The sequence below is a fragment of the Bradyrhizobium sp. UNPF46 genome, assembly GCF_006658625.1.
Classification (GTDB): domain Bacteria; phylum Pseudomonadota; class Alphaproteobacteria; order Rhizobiales; family Xanthobacteraceae; genus Bradyrhizobium; species Bradyrhizobium nitroreducens.
Window position 1 is genome coordinate 1 of sequence record NZ_LFJB01000007.1, and the last position, 20,862, is coordinate 20,862.

Annotated in this window: 20 protein-coding genes and 1 pseudogene; 6 read left to right on the forward strand and 15 right to left on the reverse strand. The window is 64.8% G+C overall.

Annotated elements, in window-relative coordinates; genetic code table 11:
• Window positions 1-79: 79 nt before the first annotated feature.
• The 15 genes and pseudogenes from UNPF46_RS03885 to UNPF46_RS03955 form a co-directional block, all read right to left on the reverse strand.
• Window positions 80-376, reverse strand: coding sequence for a HypC/HybG/HupF family hydrogenase formation chaperone (locus UNPF46_RS03885; protein WP_142249100.1), 297 nt, complete (start codon window positions 374-376; stop codon window positions 80-82).
• 21 nt (window positions 377-397) lie between these two features.
• Entirely contained in the window at window positions 398-976 is a 579-nt protein-coding gene (locus tag UNPF46_RS03890; RefSeq protein WP_142249101.1) for a HyaD/HybD family hydrogenase maturation endopeptidase, read from the reverse strand.
• 17 nt (window positions 977-993) lie between these two features.
• Window positions 994-1,737, reverse strand: a complete 744-nt coding sequence (gene cybH / locus UNPF46_RS03895) for a Ni/Fe-hydrogenase, b-type cytochrome subunit (RefSeq protein WP_100180383.1) — start codon at window positions 1,735-1,737, stop codon at window positions 994-996.
• Window positions 1,738-1,749: 12 nt separating this feature from the next.
• Window positions 1,750-3,540: a nickel-dependent hydrogenase large subunit gene (locus UNPF46_RS03900; protein ID WP_142249102.1), complete on the reverse strand. Its 1,791-nt coding sequence runs from the start codon at window positions 3,538-3,540 to the stop codon at window positions 1,750-1,752.
• A gap of 22 nt (window positions 3,541-3,562) precedes the next feature.
• Window positions 3,563-4,654: a hydrogenase small subunit gene (locus UNPF46_RS03905; protein ID WP_142249103.1), complete on the reverse strand. Its 1,092-nt coding sequence runs from the start codon at window positions 4,652-4,654 to the stop codon at window positions 3,563-3,565.
• A gap of 198 nt (window positions 4,655-4,852) precedes the next feature.
• A complete protein-coding gene (locus UNPF46_RS03910) occupies window positions 4,853-6,292 on the reverse strand; it encodes a nickel-dependent hydrogenase large subunit (RefSeq protein WP_142249104.1) in 1,440 nt (479 codons plus the stop codon).
• On the reverse strand, window positions 6,289-7,302 hold the full coding sequence (locus UNPF46_RS03915; protein WP_142249105.1) for an NADH-quinone oxidoreductase subunit B family protein: 1,014 nt from the start codon (window positions 7,300-7,302) through the stop codon (window positions 6,289-6,291). The genes UNPF46_RS03910 and UNPF46_RS03915 overlap by 4 nt, the downstream gene beginning before the upstream one ends.
• A 68-nt stretch (window positions 7,303-7,370) precedes the next feature.
• Window positions 7,371-8,690, reverse strand: a complete 1,320-nt coding sequence (locus UNPF46_RS03920) for a DUF3422 domain-containing protein (protein WP_142249169.1) — start codon at window positions 8,688-8,690, stop codon at window positions 7,371-7,373.
• A 39-nt stretch (window positions 8,691-8,729) separates the two neighbouring features.
• A pseudogene (locus tag UNPF46_RS03925) lies at window positions 8,730-9,131 on the reverse strand (TonB-dependent receptor); the annotation flags it as partial.
• A gap of 396 nt (window positions 9,132-9,527) precedes the next feature.
• Complete coding sequence (locus UNPF46_RS03930) at window positions 9,528-10,058, reverse strand: flavin reductase (RefSeq protein ID WP_181769760.1); 531 nt, start codon at window positions 10,056-10,058, stop codon at window positions 9,528-9,530.
• Between the two features lie 8 nt (window positions 10,059-10,066).
• Window positions 10,067-11,320, reverse strand: coding sequence for a Zn-dependent hydrolase (locus UNPF46_RS03935; protein ID WP_142249107.1), 1,254 nt, complete (start codon window positions 11,318-11,320; stop codon window positions 10,067-10,069).
• A gap of 3 nt (window positions 11,321-11,323) precedes the next feature.
• Window positions 11,324-12,205, reverse strand: a complete 882-nt coding sequence (locus UNPF46_RS03940; RefSeq protein ID WP_181769761.1) for an alpha/beta fold hydrolase — start codon at window positions 12,203-12,205, stop codon at window positions 11,324-11,326.
• An 11-nt stretch (window positions 12,206-12,216) separates the two neighbouring features.
• The gene (locus UNPF46_RS03945; protein ID WP_142249108.1) at window positions 12,217-13,362 is read right to left on the reverse strand and encodes a pyridoxal phosphate-dependent aminotransferase; all 1,146 of its coding nucleotides are present in this window, start codon (window positions 13,360-13,362) and stop codon (window positions 12,217-12,219) included.
• Between the two features lie 7 nt (window positions 13,363-13,369).
• Window positions 13,370-14,149 (reverse strand): SDR family oxidoreductase, encoded by a 780-nt coding sequence (locus UNPF46_RS03950; RefSeq protein ID WP_142249109.1) that lies wholly within the window; start codon window positions 14,147-14,149, stop codon window positions 13,370-13,372.
• A gap of 67 nt (window positions 14,150-14,216) precedes the next feature.
• The gene (locus UNPF46_RS03955; protein WP_210248323.1) at window positions 14,217-14,894 is read right to left on the reverse strand and encodes a GntR family transcriptional regulator; all 678 of its coding nucleotides are present in this window, start codon (window positions 14,892-14,894) and stop codon (window positions 14,217-14,219) included.
• Window positions 14,895-15,157: 263 nt separating this feature from the next.
• On the opposite strand from UNPF46_RS03955, the gene UNPF46_RS03960 reads away from it, so the two are divergent.
• From UNPF46_RS03960 to UNPF46_RS03985, 6 genes are read left to right on the forward strand one after another with little or no spacing between them, the layout of a single operon-like run.
• On the forward strand, window positions 15,158-16,021 hold the full coding sequence (locus UNPF46_RS03960; protein ID WP_142249110.1) for an ABC transporter ATP-binding protein: 864 nt from the start codon (window positions 15,158-15,160) through the stop codon (window positions 16,019-16,021).
• On the forward strand, window positions 16,018-16,809 hold the full coding sequence (locus tag UNPF46_RS03965) for a class II aldolase/adducin family protein (protein WP_142249111.1): 792 nt from the start codon (window positions 16,018-16,020) through the stop codon (window positions 16,807-16,809). Before UNPF46_RS03960 ends, UNPF46_RS03965 begins: the two co-directional genes overlap by 4 nt.
• 23 nt (window positions 16,810-16,832) lie before the next feature.
• Window positions 16,833-17,849 (forward strand): ABC transporter substrate-binding protein, encoded by a 1,017-nt coding sequence (locus tag UNPF46_RS03970; RefSeq protein ID WP_142249112.1) that lies wholly within the window; start codon window positions 16,833-16,835, stop codon window positions 17,847-17,849.
• Window positions 17,850-17,899: 50 nt separating this feature from the next.
• Window positions 17,900-18,661, forward strand: a complete 762-nt coding sequence (locus UNPF46_RS03975) for an ABC transporter permease (protein ID WP_246668588.1) — start codon at window positions 17,900-17,902, stop codon at window positions 18,659-18,661.
• Window positions 18,658-19,416, forward strand: a complete 759-nt coding sequence (locus tag UNPF46_RS03980) for an ABC transporter permease (protein WP_142249114.1) — start codon at window positions 18,658-18,660, stop codon at window positions 19,414-19,416. The genes UNPF46_RS03975 and UNPF46_RS03980 overlap by 4 nt, the downstream gene beginning before the upstream one ends.
• Window positions 19,417-19,432: 16 nt before the next feature.
• Window positions 19,433-20,737 carry an LLM class flavin-dependent oxidoreductase gene (locus tag UNPF46_RS03985; protein WP_142249115.1) on the forward strand — a complete coding sequence of 435 codons (1,305 nt, stop codon included), beginning with the start codon at window positions 19,433-19,435 and terminating at the stop codon, window positions 20,735-20,737.
• Window positions 20,738-20,862: the final 125 nt, after the last annotated feature.

Below are 20,862 nucleotides of genomic sequence, written 5' to 3' on the forward strand. Positions count from 1 at the left end.
ACACCGGTTCGCGTGAAGAAAACGCGTCAAAACAAGAATCTAGAGCTTCGGTTCTGATTCAATCAGAACCGAAAATGCTCTAGCCGAGCCGAAGGTGCTCGGGAAGCTGCGGCTCACGGTCGATGAGGTCGGCGAAGAAGCGGTCGCAATCCTCGCCGTTGAGGGCCGCGCCGAGACCTTCGATTGCATCCGCGATCAGGCGCGCCTCCACTTCATCGAGCAGCCGGACCGCGGTGTCGATATAGACCAGCACCTTGGCGCCGACAGGAGGATCGGACAGCAGCAGCATGGAGACGCGACGCTGCTCGCCGCGGAATTCGCACAGCGCGGAGACACCATCCGTCTCGACAATCGTCATCGGCAGGCCGAGACACATCGCGATATTCTCCGGAAGTGGTCAGGCCGGCCGCATCTCGTAGCTGAGATGATCGATGTCGTTGGCGAGCAGGCGCTCGGAGGCGGGCAACGGCTCGCTGCGCGGCGTCACCGCAACGCCCCACCCGGCCAGCACCTCACAGGCGAGCGCGATCGCGGGCGCGATCTGGTCACGCACCGGCTGCGTCAGCGGCCCGCCCCAATCCTCCAGGTCGAGCGGCTGGCAGCCGATCAATGCCAGATGCTTCGGACAGCGGCCGAGCAGGTCGGCCGCGGAGATCACCTCCTGGAAGCCGGTCTGGTGCAGGCTCATCTTCTTGGCGCCGGTGAAGCGCGGCACCTCATCGTCGCGCACGAGCTTCAAGCGCCCCGGCTCGAGCCCGTAATCGATCGCGTCGAACACGATCAGGCAGTCGGCCTCCTCGAGATAGTTCACGAGGTAAAGCCCCTGGGTGCCGCCGTCGAGGATGGTGACGTTGTCGGGCACGGCGTAGCGGCGGTGGAATTCCTCCACCGCGCGCACGCCAAAGCCTTCGTCGGCCCACAGGATGTTGCCGATGCCGAGCACCAGGACGCGGCTTTCTTGCGAGGATGTCGGCATCGATCTCACTTCTCTTTTCAGTCGCGGAACTGCCGCTCGCCCGAGATCATCGAGGAGATGATGCTCTGGCGCGACATGATGTCTTCGCGGATCGCGGCGTAGATGTGCACCAGCACGAACATCACCAACGCCCACATGCCGAGATGATGCCAGGTGTGCACGTCCTGGCTGTTCGGCCAGATCGCGAACACCCAGCCGAACAGCCTGTGCTGCCAGCTGTCGATCCCGGTGCCCTCCGAATAGAGCGCAAAGCCGGTGACGATCATGAACGCCACGAACAGCGTGAAGCCCGTGAACATCGCGGTTTGCGCCAGCGGATTGTGGCCGACATACATCTTCGGCTCGCGCTCAAGGAATGCGTACCAGCGGATCTCGTGCAGGACCTCCTTCCAGAACTGCTTACGATGCACGGGAATGTAGAAGATCTGCCGCGAATGATGGTTGCCGACGAAGGCCCACAGGATGCGGGCGAGGAAGAACACCGCCAGCACCTGGCCCGCCGCGAAATGGGCAAAGCGGATATAGCCCATCACGAAGTTGTCGGAGGCTTCGCCCGCGACCGTCGGCAATGGCGTCCCGATCAGATAGCCGGTCACCATCAGGACAAGAATCGAGACCGCGTTCACCCAGTGGCAGATCCGCACCGGCGCCTCGTAGACGTACACGGTAGGCCGTCCCACCGCCTGTTCTCCGGCAGCGTCGGCGGCGATCGCCGTCAGGTCCGGCTTGGCTTCGGAGGTCGGAGCAACTGCATCCATCATGGTTTCCCCTCCCTATCTGACCTTGACGGTCGCCATCTCCTGGCCGTCCGGGCTCATCACATGGGTCGAGCAAGCCAGGCACGGATCGAAGGAGTGGATGGTGCGCAGGATCTCGAGCGGCTGCTCCGGATTCGCCATCGGCGTATCCATCAGCGAGGCCTCGAAGGCGCCGATATTGCCCTTGGGATCCCGCGGTGAGCCGTTCCAGGTGGTCGGCACCACACACTGGTAATTGTCGATCTTGGTCTCCTTGATCTTGATCCAGTGCGCGAGCGCGCCGCGCGGCGCCTCGGTGAAGCCGTAGCCCTTGGCTTCCTTCGGCCAGCTCTCCGGCTTCCACTTCTCGACATTGGCGGTGGAGCTGTCGCCGGCCTTGATGCGCGCCACCAGCTTGTCCTGGAAGTAGCGCATCTGGTGCGCGGCCCATTCGCATTCCAGCGCGCGCGCCGCGGTGCGCCCGAGCGTGGAGAACAGGGCGGACACCGGCAGGCCGAGCGTCTTGAGCAGCTTCTCGGTCGGCTCCTTGAACTCGGCCTTGTTCTGGGCGTAGCCGATGATGTAGCGGGCCAGCGGCCCGACCTCGACGGCGTTGCCGCGCCAGCGCGGCGCCTTGATCCAGGAATACTTGCCGCCCTCGTCGAGTTCCTTGATGTCGGTCTTGGTGCCCTTGGCGTTGGGGCCGAGCACGTAGTTCGGCTCGGTGACGCCGTCCCAGGGATGCAGTCCCTTGGACTCGTCGGGGTACTTGTACCAGGAGTGCGTGACGAACTCCTGGATCTGCTCGGGATCGCCGTGATCGATCGGCAGCACCTCGTTGAGATTGCCGTTGAGGATCACGCCGCGCGGCAGCTTCAGGCTCTTCGCCGAATAGTCGTTGGCGGTCTCGGGGATGTCGCCATAGGACATCACGCTCTTGCCGGACAGGCCGCCGCCATAGAGCCAGTCCTTGTAGAACGAGCCGATCGCGACGACATCGGGCAAATACACCTTCTCGGTGAATTCGATGCAGCGATCGATGATCGAGGAGACGAGGTTGAGCCGCTCCATGTTGATGGCGCCGACCGCACCGGTGCCGTCGACATTGATGGCGCAGGGCACGCCACCGACCAGCCAGTTCGGATGCGGGTTCTTGCCGCCGTAGATGGTGTGAACCTTCACGATCTCCTTCTGGAAATCGAGCGCCTCGAGATAGTGCGCGACCGCCATCAGATTGGCTTCCGGCGGCAGCTTATAGGCGGCATGACCCCAATAGCCGTTCTTGAACGGACCTAGCTGGCCGGACTCGACGAACTTGGTCAGCCGGATCTGCAGGTCCTTGAAATAGCCGGGCGAGGACAAGGGCCAGGACGAGATCGACTGTGCCAGCACCGACGTCGCCTTCGGATCGGCCTTGAGCGCCGAGACGATGTCGACCCAGTCCAGCGCATGCAGGTGGTAGAAGTGCACGAGGTGATCGTGCACCTGCAGGCAGAGCTGCATGATGTTGCGGATCGAGTTGGCGTTGTCCGGAATGGTGATGGAGAGCGCGTTCTCGACCGCACGCACCGAGGTGAGCGCGTGCGTTCCCGTGCAGACGCCGCAGATCCGCTCGGTGAACGCCCAGGCGTCACGCGGATCGCGGCCCTTCAGGATGGTCTCGATGCCGCGCCACATCGTGCCGGTGGAGACCGCGTTGCGGATGACGTTGTCGGCGTCGACATTGACCTCGACGCGCAGGTGACCTTCGATCCGGGTGAGCGGATCGACGACCACGCGCTTGCCGGAATTGTCGAGCTTGAATCCGTTAGGTGTCTGGATGCCCATCGTTTGTGCTTCCTGAAATCGATTAATGATCTTGCTTGGTGTCTTCGCGCTTCGACGCGAGTCGCTTTACCGCGGTCACCGCAGCATGCGCGGCCACCGCCGCACCGACGGCGCCGGCCGCCACCATGCCGATCTGATCGGCGTTCTTCTCGATGCCGAACTGCTTGATGTTGGTGAGACGATCGTAGAACGAGCCCTTGTCCCAGAAGCCGTCCTCCGAGCAGCCGATGCAGCCGTGACCCGACTGGATCGGGAACGACACGCCGCCGTTCCAGCGCACGGTCGAGCAGGCGTTGTAGGTGGTCGGGCCCTTGCATCCCATCTTGTAGAGGCAATAGCCCTTGCGCGCGGCCTCGTCGTCCCATTCCTCGACGAATTGGCCGGCGTCGAAATGCGGCCGCCGGTAGCATTTGTCGTGGATGCGCTGCGAGTAGAACATCTTCGGCCGCCCCTGGCGATCGAGCTCGGGCAGCTTGCCGAAGGTGGTGATGAAGGTGACGACGCCGGTCATCACCTCGGCGATCGGGGGGCATCCCGGCACCTTGATGATCGGCTTGTTGGTGATCACCTTGTCGATCGGCGTCGCCTGGGTCGGATTGGGCTTGGCCGCCTGCACGCAGCCCCAGGAGGCGCAGGCGCCCCAGGCGATGATCGCCATCGCGTCCTCGGCCATCATCTTCAGCTTCTCGACGAACGGCTTGCCGCCGTCGATGCAGAACATGCCGCCCTCGTTCAGCGGCGGATTGCCTTCCACTGCGAGGATGTACTGGCCCTTGTACTTGGTGCGTGTCTCCTCGAGAATCGCTTCGGCCTGATGACCGGCGGCCGCCATGATGGTGTCGTCGTAGTCGAGCGAGATCATCGACAGCACGGCATCCTTGACCAGCGGATGCGCGGACCGAATGAAGCTCTCCGAACAGCAGGTGCATTCGAGGCCGTGCATCCAGATCACTGGCACGCGCGGCTTGGTCTCGAGCGCGTTGGCGATGCGGCTCGCTGCCAGCGGGCCGAGACCAAGGCTCGTGGCCGTCAGGCTGCAGAATTTGTGGAAGCTTCGACGCGTGATCCCTTGCCGCCTGATCACGCTGTAAAACGTCTCCGTCGCCGCGCCCATGAATCCTCCCATCCTCGGCTTTGACTTTTCAATGACGCCAAGGACAGCAAGAAGCAGGCCAACGGCCTGGAAGGATTCAAAAGTGGAGAGATTCCAAAATGTTGAGTGTCTGAAGCACTCTTGTGACCGGCATGCGAGGACACTGAATGCACGAGAAGCGGAAACAATTCGATTTGCAGGCGGCAACGAAGTTTCCGGTCAATGCGCGGTGCACACCATGCAGGGATCGAACGAGCGCACGATGTGCTGAATCGCAACCGCGCGCGGGCCGGCATCGCCGACATCGGTGCCGACCAGCGCCTGCTCCAGCGGGCCGCCAACGTCGAAGGAATCGCGAGGTGAGAAATTCCAGGTGGTTGGTGCGATGATCTGGTAGCGCTCGATCCTGCCGTCGCGAACGGCCATCCAGTGCCCGAGGCTGCCGCGTGCCGCCTCGACCAACCCGACATAGTTACCGTCAGGGATGTCGCGCGAATTGATGCAGAACGGCTCCGACAAGCGAAGCGCGCGCGTCCACTGCTCCATGGTCAGCGCGATGCGCGCAGTCTCGATCAGGCGCGCGATCACGCGGCTGCGCACATTTGTGCCGTCACGCGCAACCAGATCGGTGATGAGCGCCTGACCGGCGACCGTCTGACGCGCGATCGCGCCGACCTCGATCGGTTGGCCCGACAGCCGCGGCGCCTTGCACCAGCTGTAGGCGGCAGCCTTGTCGGGATCGGGGACCGTGCTGCTATGGGCCGGATCGGCGGATGAGTCCTGCATCCAGGCGTGCGAGACGTCCTCTGTGATCTGTGGCAGCGGCAGCGGTTCGACCATCGCGCGCGGGCCGAACAGACCGCGCGGAAACAGCGCGCCGTCGACGCCATGATAGGCGCCATAGCTCATCAACAGGCCGGTGCCTCGGCCGAGCCCGGTCAATGCCAGACTGTCGGCAAGCCGCAGGAAATGCGCGAAATCGCCACCGCGGCCGTCGCGCCAATTGTCGAGCTCGTCAGCGGTCGCGATCGCCAGCACGTTCTCCAGCGAATCCGCGAACACGACACGTTCGAGGAAGCCTCGAAACGACGTCGCGATCGACAGCAGCCGGACGCGCTCGCCAAGATCGATGGCGCGCGTCGTGCCCCCGGGCTGGAACGCCAGGCTGTGCGGCCATTTTCCGGCGACGATGCCCATGGTCTCCAACAGGCGCGCCCGCGCGGGCAAGGCCTCGCGCGCTGCTGTGCCTCTCGTCGCCGCAAAGCGCTCGCGCGCTTCCTCGTGCCAGCCATGCGCGGCATAGGCTTCGCGGGCGAAGTCCGGCATGAAGAAGATGTAGAAATGGGTTAGATGGTCGGCGGCGTTCTCCGCGGCATGGGCGATGTTCGTGGCGAGCAGACCGTTTGGCGCCACTTCGATCGACATGGCATCGCGCAGGGCCGCGGCAGCGGCAACCGACTGCGAGACCGAACAGATGCCGCAGATTCGAGGCGCCAGCGCCAGCGCATCCAGCGGCGGCCTTCCTTCGAGGATCTGCTCGAAGCCGCGGTAGAGCGGCGCCGTCACTTCGGCGCGCATGACCCGGCCGCTCTCGACGTCGAGGCGGACTTCGAGATCGCCTTCAACGCGGTTGAACGGACCGATCGTGATCCGCGTCATGGCTTGCTCTTGTTGGTCGCGCGGCCCGGCGGCACGACCACGTGGTCGGCGGTCGCGTTCAGCCGCACGCGACGCGGCGTCGCCGACTTCGACAGGGCGGCGAGCGCGACGAACCAGGCCTTTGGCATGTCAGTCGGAAGCCCGACCGGGATGCCGGCAAGCTTGGCGGTCTCCAGAAAATTCTGCGCGCCCTCGAAGCCTGGCGAGGTGCAGGCGATGCAAGCATAGCCGCCCTTGGTGCAGGAACCACCGCCGTTCCAGGAGCGCTGGTTACAGTCGCCGACCGCCTGCGTCGCCTTGCAGCCGAGATGCTCCATAAGGCAGCCACGCTCCGACATCGTCTCCGCGCTGGCCTTGAACTCGTAGAACTCGTTGCGCGAGCAACCGTGATGGGCAAGGTGATTGGCGACGAATTTCGGCCGTCCATAGGCATCGAGGTCGGTGGCGGCAATATCCTTTGTCTTCAGTGCCAGGATGGTTTCCATCATCCAGCCCGGATGCGGCGCGCACCCCGCGACGTTGATGACCGGCAAGCCGAGCCGTGAGCGGAAGCCGGTGCCGAGGGCGCCACCGCTGTCGGCCCCTTCGAACTGCAGGCCGACGGCATCGGTCGGGTTCGATCCGGCAGCGGGCACGCCGCCATAGGCGGCGCAGCTTCCGACCGCGATCACATAATCGGCGAGCGGCGAGAGATCGAGCATCCAGCGATAGACCGAACGGTTGGTACCCGCGAGCATGTTAAAGCGGCCGGTGTCGTTCGGCCCCCGGGCGACGGAACCTTCCAGCAACAGCAAGTCGAGCCGCACCTTGCCGTCGAGCACGGATTGAAGCACCTCGACCGCCTCGTCGCCGGTCTCCTCGCTGACCGACGGATGCCACAGCAGGTTGATGCCGAATTGCCTGAGCTCGTCGAACCAGCCGGAAGCGCCGCTTTCCAGGATCGACATGGTGCAGCCGCCGCAGCTTGCGCCCTGCAGCCAAAGCATGTTGGTCCCATCCGATCGGCTCATGGCTCCTCCCTCAGCCCTCAAGCATCAGCCGCTCCTAGCACAAGAGCAAAGCCCTGGCTTGAGGGAACTCAATCATGCCCGGCGGAAGTCCCGCCATCGTGCTTCAAATGGCGTTGGCGAATCCGGTGCGTGACGATCCAGGTGACGCCAATGGCCACCGGAACGAACAGCGCGGTCGCCAGCGATGGCTCGACATGCAGCCCGCCGTCATGCGCGCCCTTGGCGAGATAGCCGAACAAACTGACGACATAATAGCCGATCGCCGCCACCGACAGGCCCTCGACCGTACTCTGCAACCGCAACTGCAGCTTGGTACGCTCGTTCATCGAACGCAAGAGGTCGCGGTTCTGCTCCTCCAATTCGACATCGACGCGGGTGCGCAGGAGGTCGGCGGCGCGCGCAAGCTTGATCGACAGATTGGCCTGGCGATCCGCCAGGGCAGCGCAGGTCCGCATCGCCGGCGCCATCCGGCGGGCGAGAAACGACGACCAGGTCGGATAGCCCGCGATCTCGCCGCCTTCGATCACCGCAAGGCGTGCCTGCACGATGTCATAATAAGCCCGGCTGGCGCCGAACCGGAACAGGCTGCCGGCTGCGCCGCGCTCGAGCGAGGCGGCGAGCGCGGTTAGCTCGGTCAGAAGATGATTGTTCAGCTTGAGGTCCGCCGCACCCTGCATTTCCTCGAGCACCTCGACCAGCCGATGCCCGATGCGATCGACCGACGGGCCAAGCTCGAGCGCGGCCGGCAGGCCGAGCAGCGCCAGTGTGCGATAGGTCTCGATCTCCAGTACGCGCTGCACCAGCGCGCCCAAACGGCCCGGCGACAAGCCGTCGTTGCAGACCAGGAGACGCACAAAGCCCTGCTCGTCGACACGGAAGTCGGAAGCGACGACGGCTGGGCCGCTCCGGACAGTTGCCATGGCGAGGCTGCCCTTCTCGAACAGCTGCTCGGCGCGCTCGACCGCCGCCGACGTCTGCTCGACCTCGAGCTTCAGCGCGACCAGCAATTGCCCGACTTGCGGCAGCGTGCCGATCAGCGCGGCAAGCTCCTCGTCCACCGCCCCAAATGAACCGGAAGAGCCCTCATGGCTCGATATCCAGGTGAACGTCGTGAACTCGGAATGCTGCTCCCAGCGCAGCATGATGGCACCGATCGTCACCTGATGGTGTTTTGCCGAGGCCACCGGCACGGACAGTCCATGCGCCGCGCAAAATGCGGCAAAGCTTTGCCGGTCGGCGGCAGCGGCATCGCCCTGGCTGAGAAACGCAAAGCGCACCACACTGAGCGGAGCGGTCAGCCGCGTAAACGGGCGGGCATGGACCTCACTCAACACCGCGCCGCGCTGCGGATGCAGCCGGAAGCCGGCGAGATCAGGACCGGGGTTCATCGGCAAATCCTCGATTTCTGGCTGCATCACATACCGCTCCTAGAATGTTCCGGCTACGATCACGCGAAACGTCGGCGGCTCGACCGGGTACAGCACGTAGTCCTCCACGCCGTTCTGGCACACTGCGGTCGGCGCCGCGGCCGAGGTGCAGAGATTATAGAGCGCGTCAATCTTCAGCAGAGAACCATAGGCATAGGTGATCTGGTTTGCCCCGGCGTCGAAGAGATTGAGCACGTCGAGCTGGATACGCCAGCCATTGTTGGCGCGATAGCCGAGACGGCCGTTGAAGATGCTGGTTGTGGACGATCGGAATGCGTTGTCTTCCGTCAGCGGGCTTGAAGCGAGATAGCGCCAGCGCAAGGCCCCGAACCAGCCGGTCTTCTCGCCGAGCGTGAGGCCAACGGAGGCCACCATCGGCGGTGCGTCCGGAATGAGCACTCCCTTGTGTGATTTTTTTATAGAAACATCACACCTGGAGCAACATTTGGGCCAGATAGCCATGGCGCTGCGGGGGCGTCTTGCATCTCAGCGCAAGTCTCTGCCTTCAGGGGCGAATTGGTCTTGGCGGTCCTCTTCAGACTGTGGGCTATGATGCGCGGCTGTGGAAACCAACTAACCAAAATCGCAAACATGGTCTGACTTCCGTCGCGGCGGTACAGGCGCGTACGAAGTTCGCAATCGGCACACGCGGCCTTCCAAGGCATTGAGCCAGTTTCAGCCAGCAACGGTCAAAACGCGGCCGCCGAATACCTCCCCGCCCGCGGGTGCGTTGCCCGGGTGACGATCTCTGTCCATGACATGGAGGCTGTTGGAACAACCGGCGATAACGCCCGTCGGTCAGGACCGGCCAGGAGCGGATTCGGGTCCTGCCTCAGCCGAATTGGTCACCCCGACCGCGTGATAGGCACGACCGAAATAGATCAGATTGTCGGTACAGCCGGATCTTTGCAGCGCGACGATCTGGCAGAACAGTACATCATGCGTGCCGACATTGACGACATCCGCAATCCGGCAGTCGAACGCGGCGGCACAGTCGGTCAGCACCGGTGCACCGGTCGCAAGGGTAGACCACGCCGCGGCGGCAAAGCGCTCTTCGGCAGGCACCTTGCCGCCGAACAAGCGGGACAGTTGCTCGTGCCGCGCCGAGAGCACGTTGACACACACCACCTTGTTGCGCGTGACGCTGGCATAGGCCGAGGAGCCGCGGTTGATGCAGACCAGCAGCGTCGGCGGATCGTCGGTGACGCTGCAGATCGCGGATGCGGTGAATCCCGCACGGCCCGCGCTGCCGTCGGTCGTGACGATGCTGACGGCAGCACCAAGACAGGCCATCGCGTCGCGGTAGTCCCGAGGGGCCACATCCTGCATCGATGTCCTCACGCCTCGACGCCAGGCGCGAGTGCGAATTCGCGCAGCACCTGCGCCAGCACCGACGCTCCCGCAGCGACATGATCGGGCTCGGCCCATTCATGCTCGACATGGCTCACCCCGTCGCGGCACGGGATGAAGATCATCGCGGCTGGACAGACTTTTGCGAGATGACGGGCATCATGACCGGCGGCGGAGAGAATTGCCATGGCGGAATGCCCCTGCTCACGCGTGGCTTCCGCGATGCTCGCCCGCAAGTGCTCGTCAAAAGCGTTCGACGGCGCATCGACAAGCGGCGTCAACATGGCCGTGCACGGCGGAACGTGCTCGCGGCAGAGAGCCTCGATGCGCGCCCCGGCTGCATCGAGCACCGCATTGTCGGGATGGCGCAGATCGATGCTGAAGCTGACGCGCGACGGCACTACCGATGGCGCGTTCGGCAAGACCGTCACCCGGCCGATGGTGAACTTGATGTCGGCGTCGATGGTGCCGATCTCCGCATGAAGCGCGGTCGCCATCCGCGCAAAAGCCGCGAGCGCATCCCGCCTTTCCGACTGCGCCAGCGTGCCAGCGTGGCCCTCGGCCCCCTCGACCACCACCTGAAAGGTCTTCTTGCCCTGGATGCCGGTGACGACGCCGATCGTGCACGCAGCTGCTTCCAGCAACGGTCCCTGCTCGATATGCAATTCGAGGTAGGCCCGGGCCGCGAAGCCGAGCCGCATGTGCGGTACATCGGGAAACGCCTGGTGCAGCCGATCGAGCGCATCGCCGACACTGATGCCGTCCGCATCGCGCGCGGCGCGGATCGCCGCCAGATCGCGCTGGCCGGTGAAAGCCTCCGAGCCCATCATGCCCGGCGCAAAGCGCGAGCCCTCCTCGTTCATCCAGGCGACGACGATGAGGTCGCGCGCGGGCTTGTGACCTTGCTCGGCCAGTGAGACGACGGCCTCCAATGCCGCCATTACACCGGCTGCGCCGTCAAACTTGCCACCGGTCGGCTGGCTGTCGAGATGACTGCCGAGCAGCAGCGGCGGCGCTGTGCGGTCGCGGCCGGCCAGCGTCAGGAACAGGTTTGCCGCAGCATCCGTCGATGGCGTCAAGCCCGCCTCGCGGGCCCAGCCGATGACGCGTCGCCATGCGGCGATCTCGCCGTCACTCAGCGCCTGGCGGTTGACCCCGCCGGCCGGCGTCGCGCCGATCTCGGCGAGCGCCATCAGCCGGGCCCAGAGCCGATCGGCATTGATCAAAGGCTGGCTCGCCATCGACTACTTCGTGCGCATGATCTGGCCCGGCAGCGCACGCGGATCGCGCGGCAGCCAGCGCCCGGCCTCGACCTGGGCGATGAACTCGGCGAGCAGCGCGTTGAACGCCGCCGGCTCCTCGAGATTGAGCGTGTGGCCGGTCTTGGGGAAGACCGAGAGACCGCAGGCCGGAATGGTCTTCTTCAGGAAGATGCCGGGCTGGAGGCAGTGATCGTCCTCATCGCCGACGACGACCAGCGTCGGCACCATCATTGTCTTCAAGGGGTCTTCGAGATCATAGAACGACGGCCGTCGCGCCTGTACGCCGCGCATGGTGTTGGCGGCGCCGCGGTCGGAATGGGTCGCGAGGCGATCGGCAAATTCCTGCCAACCGCGCGGATCCTTGTTCTGGAACTGCACGCGGCTCGCGCCGAGAGCGTAGATCTTGGCGAATTCCTTGGCGCCCTGCGTCTCGAAATTATCGGCAACTTCCAGCGAGACACCGCGAAAATACTCCTCGAACTCCTTCTCGCAGCCATAGCCAGCACCGGCCACTGTCAGCGACAAAGCGCGCTCCGGCGTACGCAGGCCGAAATGCACCGTGCAGAAGCCACCCATGGAGAGGCCGACGATGTGCGCCTTGTCGATTCCGAGCGCGTCGAGCACCGCGACCGCATCGTCCGCCGCGATCGCCTGCGAATAGGCCTCCACGCTGTCAGGCACATCCGACGGCGGATAGCCGCGCGCGGCGTAGCTGATGCAGCGGTGGCGCCGGCTGAAATAGCGCAACTGCGGCTCCCAGCTGTCGTGATTACCGCCGAATTCGTGGATGAAGAGGATCGGCGTGCCCTCGCCCGCCTCTTCCACGTAGAGCTTCACGCCGTCCTTTGCTGTGATCATCGTCATCGGCATCGTCCCTAGAATTGCGGCGGCAGGTCGTTGAGCGTGCGCGCCTGCGCGACCATCTCCGGCAGCAGCGTGCAAAACTTCTCGGCCCAGGGCTGCGGCACCGAAGTGCTGATCTTGACGAAGCGGTCGCCGAAGCGCTGGGTGTGATAGGTGCCCTGGCGGATCATGATGCCCTGGCGGCGATAGCACTCGACCAGCGCCTCCGGGCGAATGCCCGCCGCGATGGTCTCCAGCACCAGGAAGTTGCCGTGCGAGGGCATGATCGGCAGCGCCAATCCTTCGATCCCGGCCGCCGCCTCCTGGATCATCGCCTTGTTGGCGCGGTCGGTGCTGCGGACCTTCTTCATCCATTCGGCCTTGACCGACAGCCCTGCCTGCGCCGCTCGCTGCGCGATGACGCTGGCACCGAGCACGCTCGCGGAGGTCTGCGCGAACTCCTCGAACAGATCAGGCGCGGCAACGAGCGCGCCGATGCGCAGGCCGGCGAGCCCAAGCCATTTCGAAAAGCTGGTCGAGACCACCGAGCCTTGCGGCGCCACGTGGAGCGCCGGCGTGTGGCCGTCGGCGAAATCGCGGTAGGTGCAGTCGTGCACCAGCAGGGCCCCGCAATCGCGCGCGATCGCGGCAAAGCTCTCGATCTCCTCGCGGGTGTAGCGGATGCCGAGCGGATTGTTGGGATCGACCAGATAGATGATCGCGGTGCGTTCATCGACATTCGCCTTCAAGGCCTGAGCCGTCAGGCGGTAGTTGCAGGCGGGATCGTAGATCGGAATCTCGATCACCTCGGCGCCCTGCTGGCGCGCGAACAGGCACGGCCATTTCCAGGTCGGGTCGGTGGTGACCAGCGTCGTGCCCGGCTTGCAGCGCGCGCGGCAGATCATGGCCAGCGCATTGACGCCGCCCTCGGTCACTAGCGCTTCCGCGCCTGGTACGCCGAGATCGGCGACGATCGCGGCGCGCAGCGCCTCGAAGCCGAGCGGCGGGGCATAGGCATTGAACTCGCCAGCCTCGATCGAGCGCAGCATCGCCTCGCGCACGGCGGGATGGCTCTCGATATGGTTGGTATTCTGGCCGAGCCAGTAGAGTCCCGGCGTCGCCGAGAGCTCGTCGAAATAGCGGTTGCGGACCAGCGCCGTAGATTGAGATCCCGACATCGACGCCTCAGATCACCGAGCCGCGCGCGGCAATGCCGCCGTCTATCGTCACCACGGTGCCGGTGATGTAGCCAGAGCGTGGCGAGGAGAGGAAGGCGACGAGATCGGCGACTTCTTCCGACGTCGCCGGCCTCTTGCCCGGATATTTGTCGAACAACTCCTCCCAGCGGCCTTCGTCGCCGAGCATGTCGATCGCCTTGCGCTTCATGATCTTGAGCATGCGGTCCGTGGCAACCGGGCCCGGATTGACCGCGACGACGCGGACGCCGTGATCGAGGCTGCGGCCGCCGAGCGCCTTGGTGAAGGACATCAGCGCCGCGTTGCCGGTGGAGCCTGCGATGTAGCTCGCGTCCCAGTTCTCCCCGGAATTGCCGATGATGTTGATGATGACGCCGTCCTTGCCCTTCATGCGCGGATAATAGAGACGCGACAGCGTGATGTAGCCGAACACCTTGAGATCGAAGCCGCGCCGCCAGGCGGCGTCGTCGAGGATTTCCAGCGAACCGGCCGGGATGTCGCCGGCATTGTTGACGAGGATGTCGATGTCGCCGACTTCGGCGGCGAGCTTCTCCATCGCTGAAGTGCTCGACAGGTCGAGTGCGTGAATGGTGATCTTCACGCCGTGGCGGGCTTCGAGCTGCTTCTTGGCCGCGAGCATCGCCTCGCCATTGCGGGCGGCGAGATGCAGATGACAGCCCTCCGCGGCAAAGAGCTCGGCCACCGCAAGTCCAATTCCTTTCGACGCGCCGGTAATCAGCGCGGTCTTGTTCGTCAGCTTCAGGTCCACAGGGGTCTCCAGGATGCAAGCTAGATATACAAGGTCTAGCAATTTGCATACCAAGCACCGGAGGCGGTCATTCGAAGGCGGCGAGGAAGTCCAGCAGGTTGTCGCCGAGCAGGTTGACGTGGTCCCGCATGGCGCTGTGCGCCCGCTCCGGATCGTGGGCGAGGATTGCCTGCATGATCGCCTCGTGCTCCCTAACGGTATCGGCAATCCGGTTCGGCATCCGCGTCACCCGGCGGCGATAGGCGGCCACTTGGTTGCGCAGCTTGCGGGTCTGGTCGGCGAGAAAAGCGTTGCGCGAGGCCTCGTAGATCGCTTCGTGGAATTCCTGGTTGATGTCGTAGAAGACGTCGATGTCACCGGTCTCTCCCGCCGCAACAAGCCGCTGGTGAATCTCGCCAATTTCAGCGCCCCAGGCCTGCGAGACACGCCGCGCGGCAAGCCGGGCGCAGAGCCCTTCCAGCTCCGCCATGACCTGGAACATCTCGATCAGCGCCTGCGCCTTGATGCTGCGGACCGCAGCCCCCTGCCGACCGCGCAGCTCGACCAGATTGTTGGCGGCCATCAGGCGGAACGCCTCCCGCACCGGCGTGCGCGAGACGCCGAAACGCTGGGCGATCTCCTGCTCGTCGAGCCGGCTGCCGGGCTCGAGATGCCCCGCCGCGATCGCCCCCTCGAGCTTCTGTCGCAGGCTCTCGGCGAGCGTCATGCCGGGACTTGGCGCCAGGGACGCCTGCCCGTTTTTCACGCGTTTGCCTCCGACAAGTGCACCAATATCCGCCATCATGTTTCTCCTATACCAATATAAGTATACAAAATGGCACCTATCTTCCAATAAAACGACCGACTCTCCCTCGGAGACGCGCGCGACTCCGACCTATTCGCCGTCCACCTCGCAAGTCTTATGCCTGATTTGCCCGGAAATCGCACTGGCACACGAGTTGCTAAGAGATTTTGACGCGGCCCGCTTTCGTATGCGAATGGCCGCTGCCATTATACAAGGACATGCCGGTGCAGGCCGCCCGCCTCCCAGATCCCGGACCGACCATCGAAGCCCCCCAGGCTCACCCGAAGCCTGAGCCGCTGCTCGAGTTGCGCGCGATCAACAAGACTTTCGGCGCCGTCGCGGCGCTGTCAGGACTTCAGGCGAACGTCGCTCCCGGCGAGTTTGTCACCGTCGTCGGCCCCAGCGGCTGCGGCAAGAGCACCCTCTTCAACATCGTCGCCGGCCTCGAAGAGCCCGACGCCGGCGGCATCCTGCGCTTCGAGGGCAACAGCTGCCACGCGAGCGACCTGCTCGGCCGCGTCTCCTTCATGCCGCAGCGCGATTTGCTATTCCCTTGGCGCAACGTGGTGGACAACGCCATCCTCGCGCTCGAGGTCGAGGGCATGCCGCGCGAGCAGGCGCGCGCCAAGGCGCTGAAGATGCTGCCCGAGTTCGGGCTCGCCGGCTTCGAGAAGCAATATCCCAACCAATTGTCCGGCGGCATGCGCCAGCGCGTCGCCTTGATGCGCACCTTCCTGTTCGAGCGCGACCTGATGCTGCTCGACGAGCCGTTCGGCGCGCTCGATGCGCTGACGCGGGCGATGATGCAGCGCTGGCTGCTCGATGTCTGGCAGAAATACCGCCGCACCATTCTCTTCATCACCCATGACGTCGACGAGGCGATCTTCCTTGGCGATCGCGTGCTGGTGATGACCGCACGTCCGGGCTCGGTGAAGCTCGAACAGATCGTCGACCTCCCGCGCCCGCGCCGGCCCGAGATCGTCACCTCCCCCGAATTCGTGCGCCTCAAGCGTACCCTGCTCGATGCAATCGAAGAGGAAAGCATGAAGTCGTTTCAATCCTCCATCGCGCAGGAGAAGATGCCATGAACGCGATGTCAGCGAGAGAACCGCAAGCCGCACCGCCCGGCATCGATCCGGCCGAGTGGGATGCCCGCGTCAAGCTCGCCGCCTGCTACCGCATGGTCGCCAAGCTCGGCATGGACGATCTCATCTACAACCACATCTCCATGCGCGTGCCCGGCCATGACGATCAGTTCCTGATCAATCCCTACGGCCTGCTGTTCGACGAGATCACCGCGTCGAGCCTGGTCAAGATCGACACCAAGGGCAACAAGCTCGACGACACGCCGCAGGCCGTCAACGTCGCGGCCTTCGTGATCCACGCCGCGATCCACACCTCGAACCACGACGCGGCCTGTGTGCTACACACCCATTCCGACGCGAGCGTCGCGGTCTCAGGGCAGGAGAAGGGCCTGCTGCCGCTCAGCCAGTTCGCGATGCGCTTCTACGATCGCCAGGCCTTCCACGATTACGAAGGCGTCGCCATCGATCTCGACGAGCAGGCGCGCCTGGTGCGCGACCTCGGCCCGCACAAGGTGATGCTGATGCGCAACCACGGCATCCTCACCGTCGGCCGTACGCCGGGCGAGGCCTTCATGCTGCTCTATTATTTCGAGCGCGCCGCGCGGATCCAGCTGCAGATGCAGGCGGCGGCCGCGGCCGGCGCCAGGCTGGTGATGCCCCCGCACGAGGTCTGCGAGAAGGCCGCGCGCCAGTTCTGGGAATTGCAGGGCGACATCCTCGTGCCCGGCGAACGCGAATGGCCGGCACTGATGCGCCAGCTCGACCGCACCGATCCATCCTATCGCAATTGATTTTCACCGCCTGGAGTATGATCATGTTGAGCCGACGCCACGCCTTCACCGTCCTCTCCGCCATCGCACTGGCGACCGGCTCGCTCGTCACGGCCGCGCCCGCCGCCGAATTGCAGAAGGCGAGCCTGCGTCTGAAATGGCTGCCGCAGGCGCAGTTCGCCGGCTTCTACGTCGCGGCGGCCAAGGGCTATTACAAGGCCGAGGGGATCGACCTCACCATCAACCCCGGCGGGCCCAATCTCCTCACCGAGAATCTGGTCGCGACCGGCGCCGACACGTTCGGCCTCTCCGGCGGCACCGACAGCGTGTTTGCGGCACGCGACAAGGGGCTGCCGATCGTCTGCATCGGCGTCTCGCACCAGATCACGCCGTTCATCTTCGTCACCCGCAAGGACGGGCCGGTGAAGACCATCCAGGACTTCAAGGGCAAGACGGTCACCACCTGGTTCACCGGCGCCAATCATGTGCTCAACGGCATGCTGGCCAAGGAAGGCATCAAGCCGGATGAGCTGAAGATCCAGCCGCAGCAGGTTTCGGTGACGCCGTTCGTCGACGGCAACGTCGATGTGGTCACGGCGACCTATTACAACGAGTTCTACACCATCCAGTCCCGGATGCCGAAGGACAGCCTGAAGACCTTCGTCGCCGAGGACTACGGCATCACCTTCCCCCGCGACACGCTGATCGTGGCCGAGGCGACCGCCAAGGAGAAGCCGGAGCTCGTCAAGGCCTTCCTTCGCGCGTCGCTCAAGGGCTGGAAGGACGCGTTTTCTGATCCCAAGGGTGCCGTCGACACCGTGATGGCCGCCGCCCCGACGCTCGACCGCGCGCAGCAGGAATTCATGCTCACCGAGGTGAAGCGCCTGATGACCGCAGGCGCGGCCGCCAAGAACGGGATGTTCTGGATCGATGCCGATGCGGTGAAGACCGCCCACGACTTCTTCCTGAAATACGGCGTCATCTCCAAGCCGGTGGATCTCGCCGCCGCCTATGACGCCAGCTTCATCCAGAGCATCCCAGCGGCGGACCGGCTGCCGTGAGCAGCCCTGCGGCGACATCGCTAAGCGAAGGCCGCGCAACCGCGCGGTCGATGGCAATACCGGATTCGCTGCGCAAGCTGATCCGGCTGCTGCTCGGCCTCGCCATCGCGGCGGTGATCTGGGAGGGCGCGGTGCTGCTGTTCGGCATCCGGCCCTATTACCTGCCGCGCCTCAGCACCATCCTGATGGCGATGGCGGCGACGCCTCGCGCCTATGTCGACGGCTTCCTGCGGACCCTTGCCGAGACGCTGATCGGCTTTGCCTCCGGCGGCGCGTTCGGCGTGCTCATGGGCGTCGTGTTCTTCCGCGTCCGTGCGCTGCGCGAGATGATCTTTCCGATCTTCGTGGTGTCGCAGACCATTCCGGTCATCGCCTTCGGTGCTCTGGTGGTGCTGTGGTTCGGCAATACCCTGCTCGCCAAGGCGATCATTGCATTTTACCTGACCTTCTTTCCGGTCACGGTGAACACGCTGCTGGGCCTCGAGGCCGTCGATCCCAAGCAGGTCGCGCTGATGCGCAGCTTTGGCGCTTCCAACCACCAGCTACTGCTGCGCCTGCAGCTACCGACCGCGCTGCCGCAGATCTTCGTCGCGCTGCGCCTTGCCGCATCGTTGAGCCTCGTCGGTGCCATCGTCGGCGAATGGTTCGGCGACACCACCGGGCTCGGCGTTCTGCTGCTCCAGGCCATGTTCACCGAGAACGTCGTGGCGATCTGGGGCGCCCTGCTCACGGCCGCCCTGCTCGGCACCGGCTTCTACGCGGTCGTCGCTGCGGTCGAGCGTCACCTCGTGTTCTGGAACGCCGAGCAATGAGCCGCGCAGTCGCCTCTCCCTCGCTCGCCGTCCAGCGCGGCATTCTCGGCGCCGTCCTCCTGGTCGTGTGCTGGGAAGGCGCGGCGCGCGGACTGCATCTGCCGGCCTATGTTCTCCCCGCCGTCAGCGACATCCTCGCGGGCCTCTGGTCCAAGCGCGCAACGCTCATCGACGCCGCCGGCTACACCCTGCTCGAAGCGCTGGTCGGCTACGGCCTCGGCTGCCTGATCGGCATCGGCCTTTCCGTCGCCATCGCGCTGGCGCCGGCGCTTCGCAGCGCGATCCTGCCGCTCGCGACCGCAATCAACTCGGTGCCCGTGGTCGGATATTCGCCGCTGATCCTGCTCTGGTTCGGCATCGGCGTCAGCTCGAAGATCGTGATGGTGGCGATGGCGGTGAGCTTCACCGTCCTGCTGTCGATGCTGGCCGGACTCGACCGGGTCGATCGCCGCGCCGTCGATCTCATGAAGAGTTTTGGCGCCAGCCGCTTCGGCGTGCTGTGGCGCCTGCGGTTGCCGACCGCGCTGCCGCTGCTGCTGGCGGGCATGCGCGTCTCCACGGTGCGCAGCGTGATCGTGGCGATCGTCACCGAAATGTTAGGGGCCCATGGCGGGCTCGGCTGGGTGATCTACCAGGCCGTGCTCCAGATCGATTTCGTCCAGGTCTGGGCAGCGATCTTCGTCGCGTCCGCGGCGAGCCTCGCCTTCTTCGGCCTGATCGGTTTCCTCGAACGCAAGATCCTGTTCTGGACGTGACGCCAGGAAACACACCATGAAACGACAGATGCATCTCGGCCTGTTCATCCTTGGCACCGGCAGCCACGTCGCAGGCTGGCGCTATCCGGGCGCGGTCGACAGCTTCCAGGACTTTGCGGCGATCCAGGAGATCGGCCGCACCGCCGAGCGCGGCAAGTTCGACCTGATCTTCATGGGCGACAATCTCTATGCCGATGCCGCAGCCCATCCCTCCTACACGCTGCGGCTGGAGCCGCTGACGATGCTGGCCGCGCTGTCGACCTCGACCAGCCATATCGGCCTCGGCGCCACTGTCTCGACCACCTACAGCGATCCGTTCTCGGTCGCACGGGTCTTCGCCTCGCTCGATCACATTTCCGGGGGACGCGCGGCGTGGAACGCGGTGACGACGGCCAATCCGGCGACGGCGGCGAATTTCGGCACCACCCATCCCGACCACGCCCGCCGCTACGAAATGGCCGGCGAATTCCTCGATGTCGTCAAGGGTCTGTGGGACGGCTGGGCCGATGATGCCATCGTCGCCGACCGCACGAGCGCTCTCTACATCGATCCGGCAAAGCTCCGCCCGATCGACCATGACGGCGCGTTCTTCAAGGTGAAGGGCCCGCTCAACATCGGCCGCAGCCCGCAAGGCCGCCCCGTCGTGCTGCAGGCCGGCGGCTCCGAGGCCGGACAAGCGCTCGCCGCGCGCACCGCCGACATCGTCTTCTCCGTGGTGCAGGACATCGACGAAGCCAAGGCCGGCTATGCCTCGCTGAAGACGCGCCTGCCGGCATTCGGCCGCAGGCCCCAGGACGTCACCGTGCTGCCGGGTGTGATGCCGGTGGTCGGCCGCACCGACAAGGAGGCGTTCGAGAAGCTCAACACGCTGCAGAGCTTCGTCAGCGGCAGCAACGCGCTCGCCATCCTGTCCGACCGCTTCGGCCGCGACATGTCAGCCTACGACCTCGACGGGCCGATCCCGGATATCGCGCCGTCCGACAACTATCACAGCTTCGCCAGCGTCATGCTCGCCAAGGGTCGCCGCGAGAACATGACGCTACGCGATCTCTACAACCTCACCGCAGCCGCCCGCGGCCATTGGGTGCTGTGCGGCTCGGCCGAGCGCATCGCCGACACGCTCCAGCAATGGTTCGAGGAGCACGCCGCCGACGGCTTCAACGTGATGCCGCCTTACTTCCACGTGGGCTTCGAAGATTTCGTCGAGCTCGTCGTGCCGATCCTGCAGGAGCGCGGGTTGTTCCGCGCGGATTATGAGGGCACGACACTGCGCGATCATCTCGGCCTCGCACGGCCCGCAAATCCGTTCTTCGCAGCTTAGAGCGCGGGTGATCCGTAGTGCCACGGAAAACCGCGACAATGACGCGGACAAGAGACAGTAATGATCCCGCATGGCATAGTCCGAGGCAGCCTTGTCCAATCGGACACGGCTGGTCCAACGCCGCA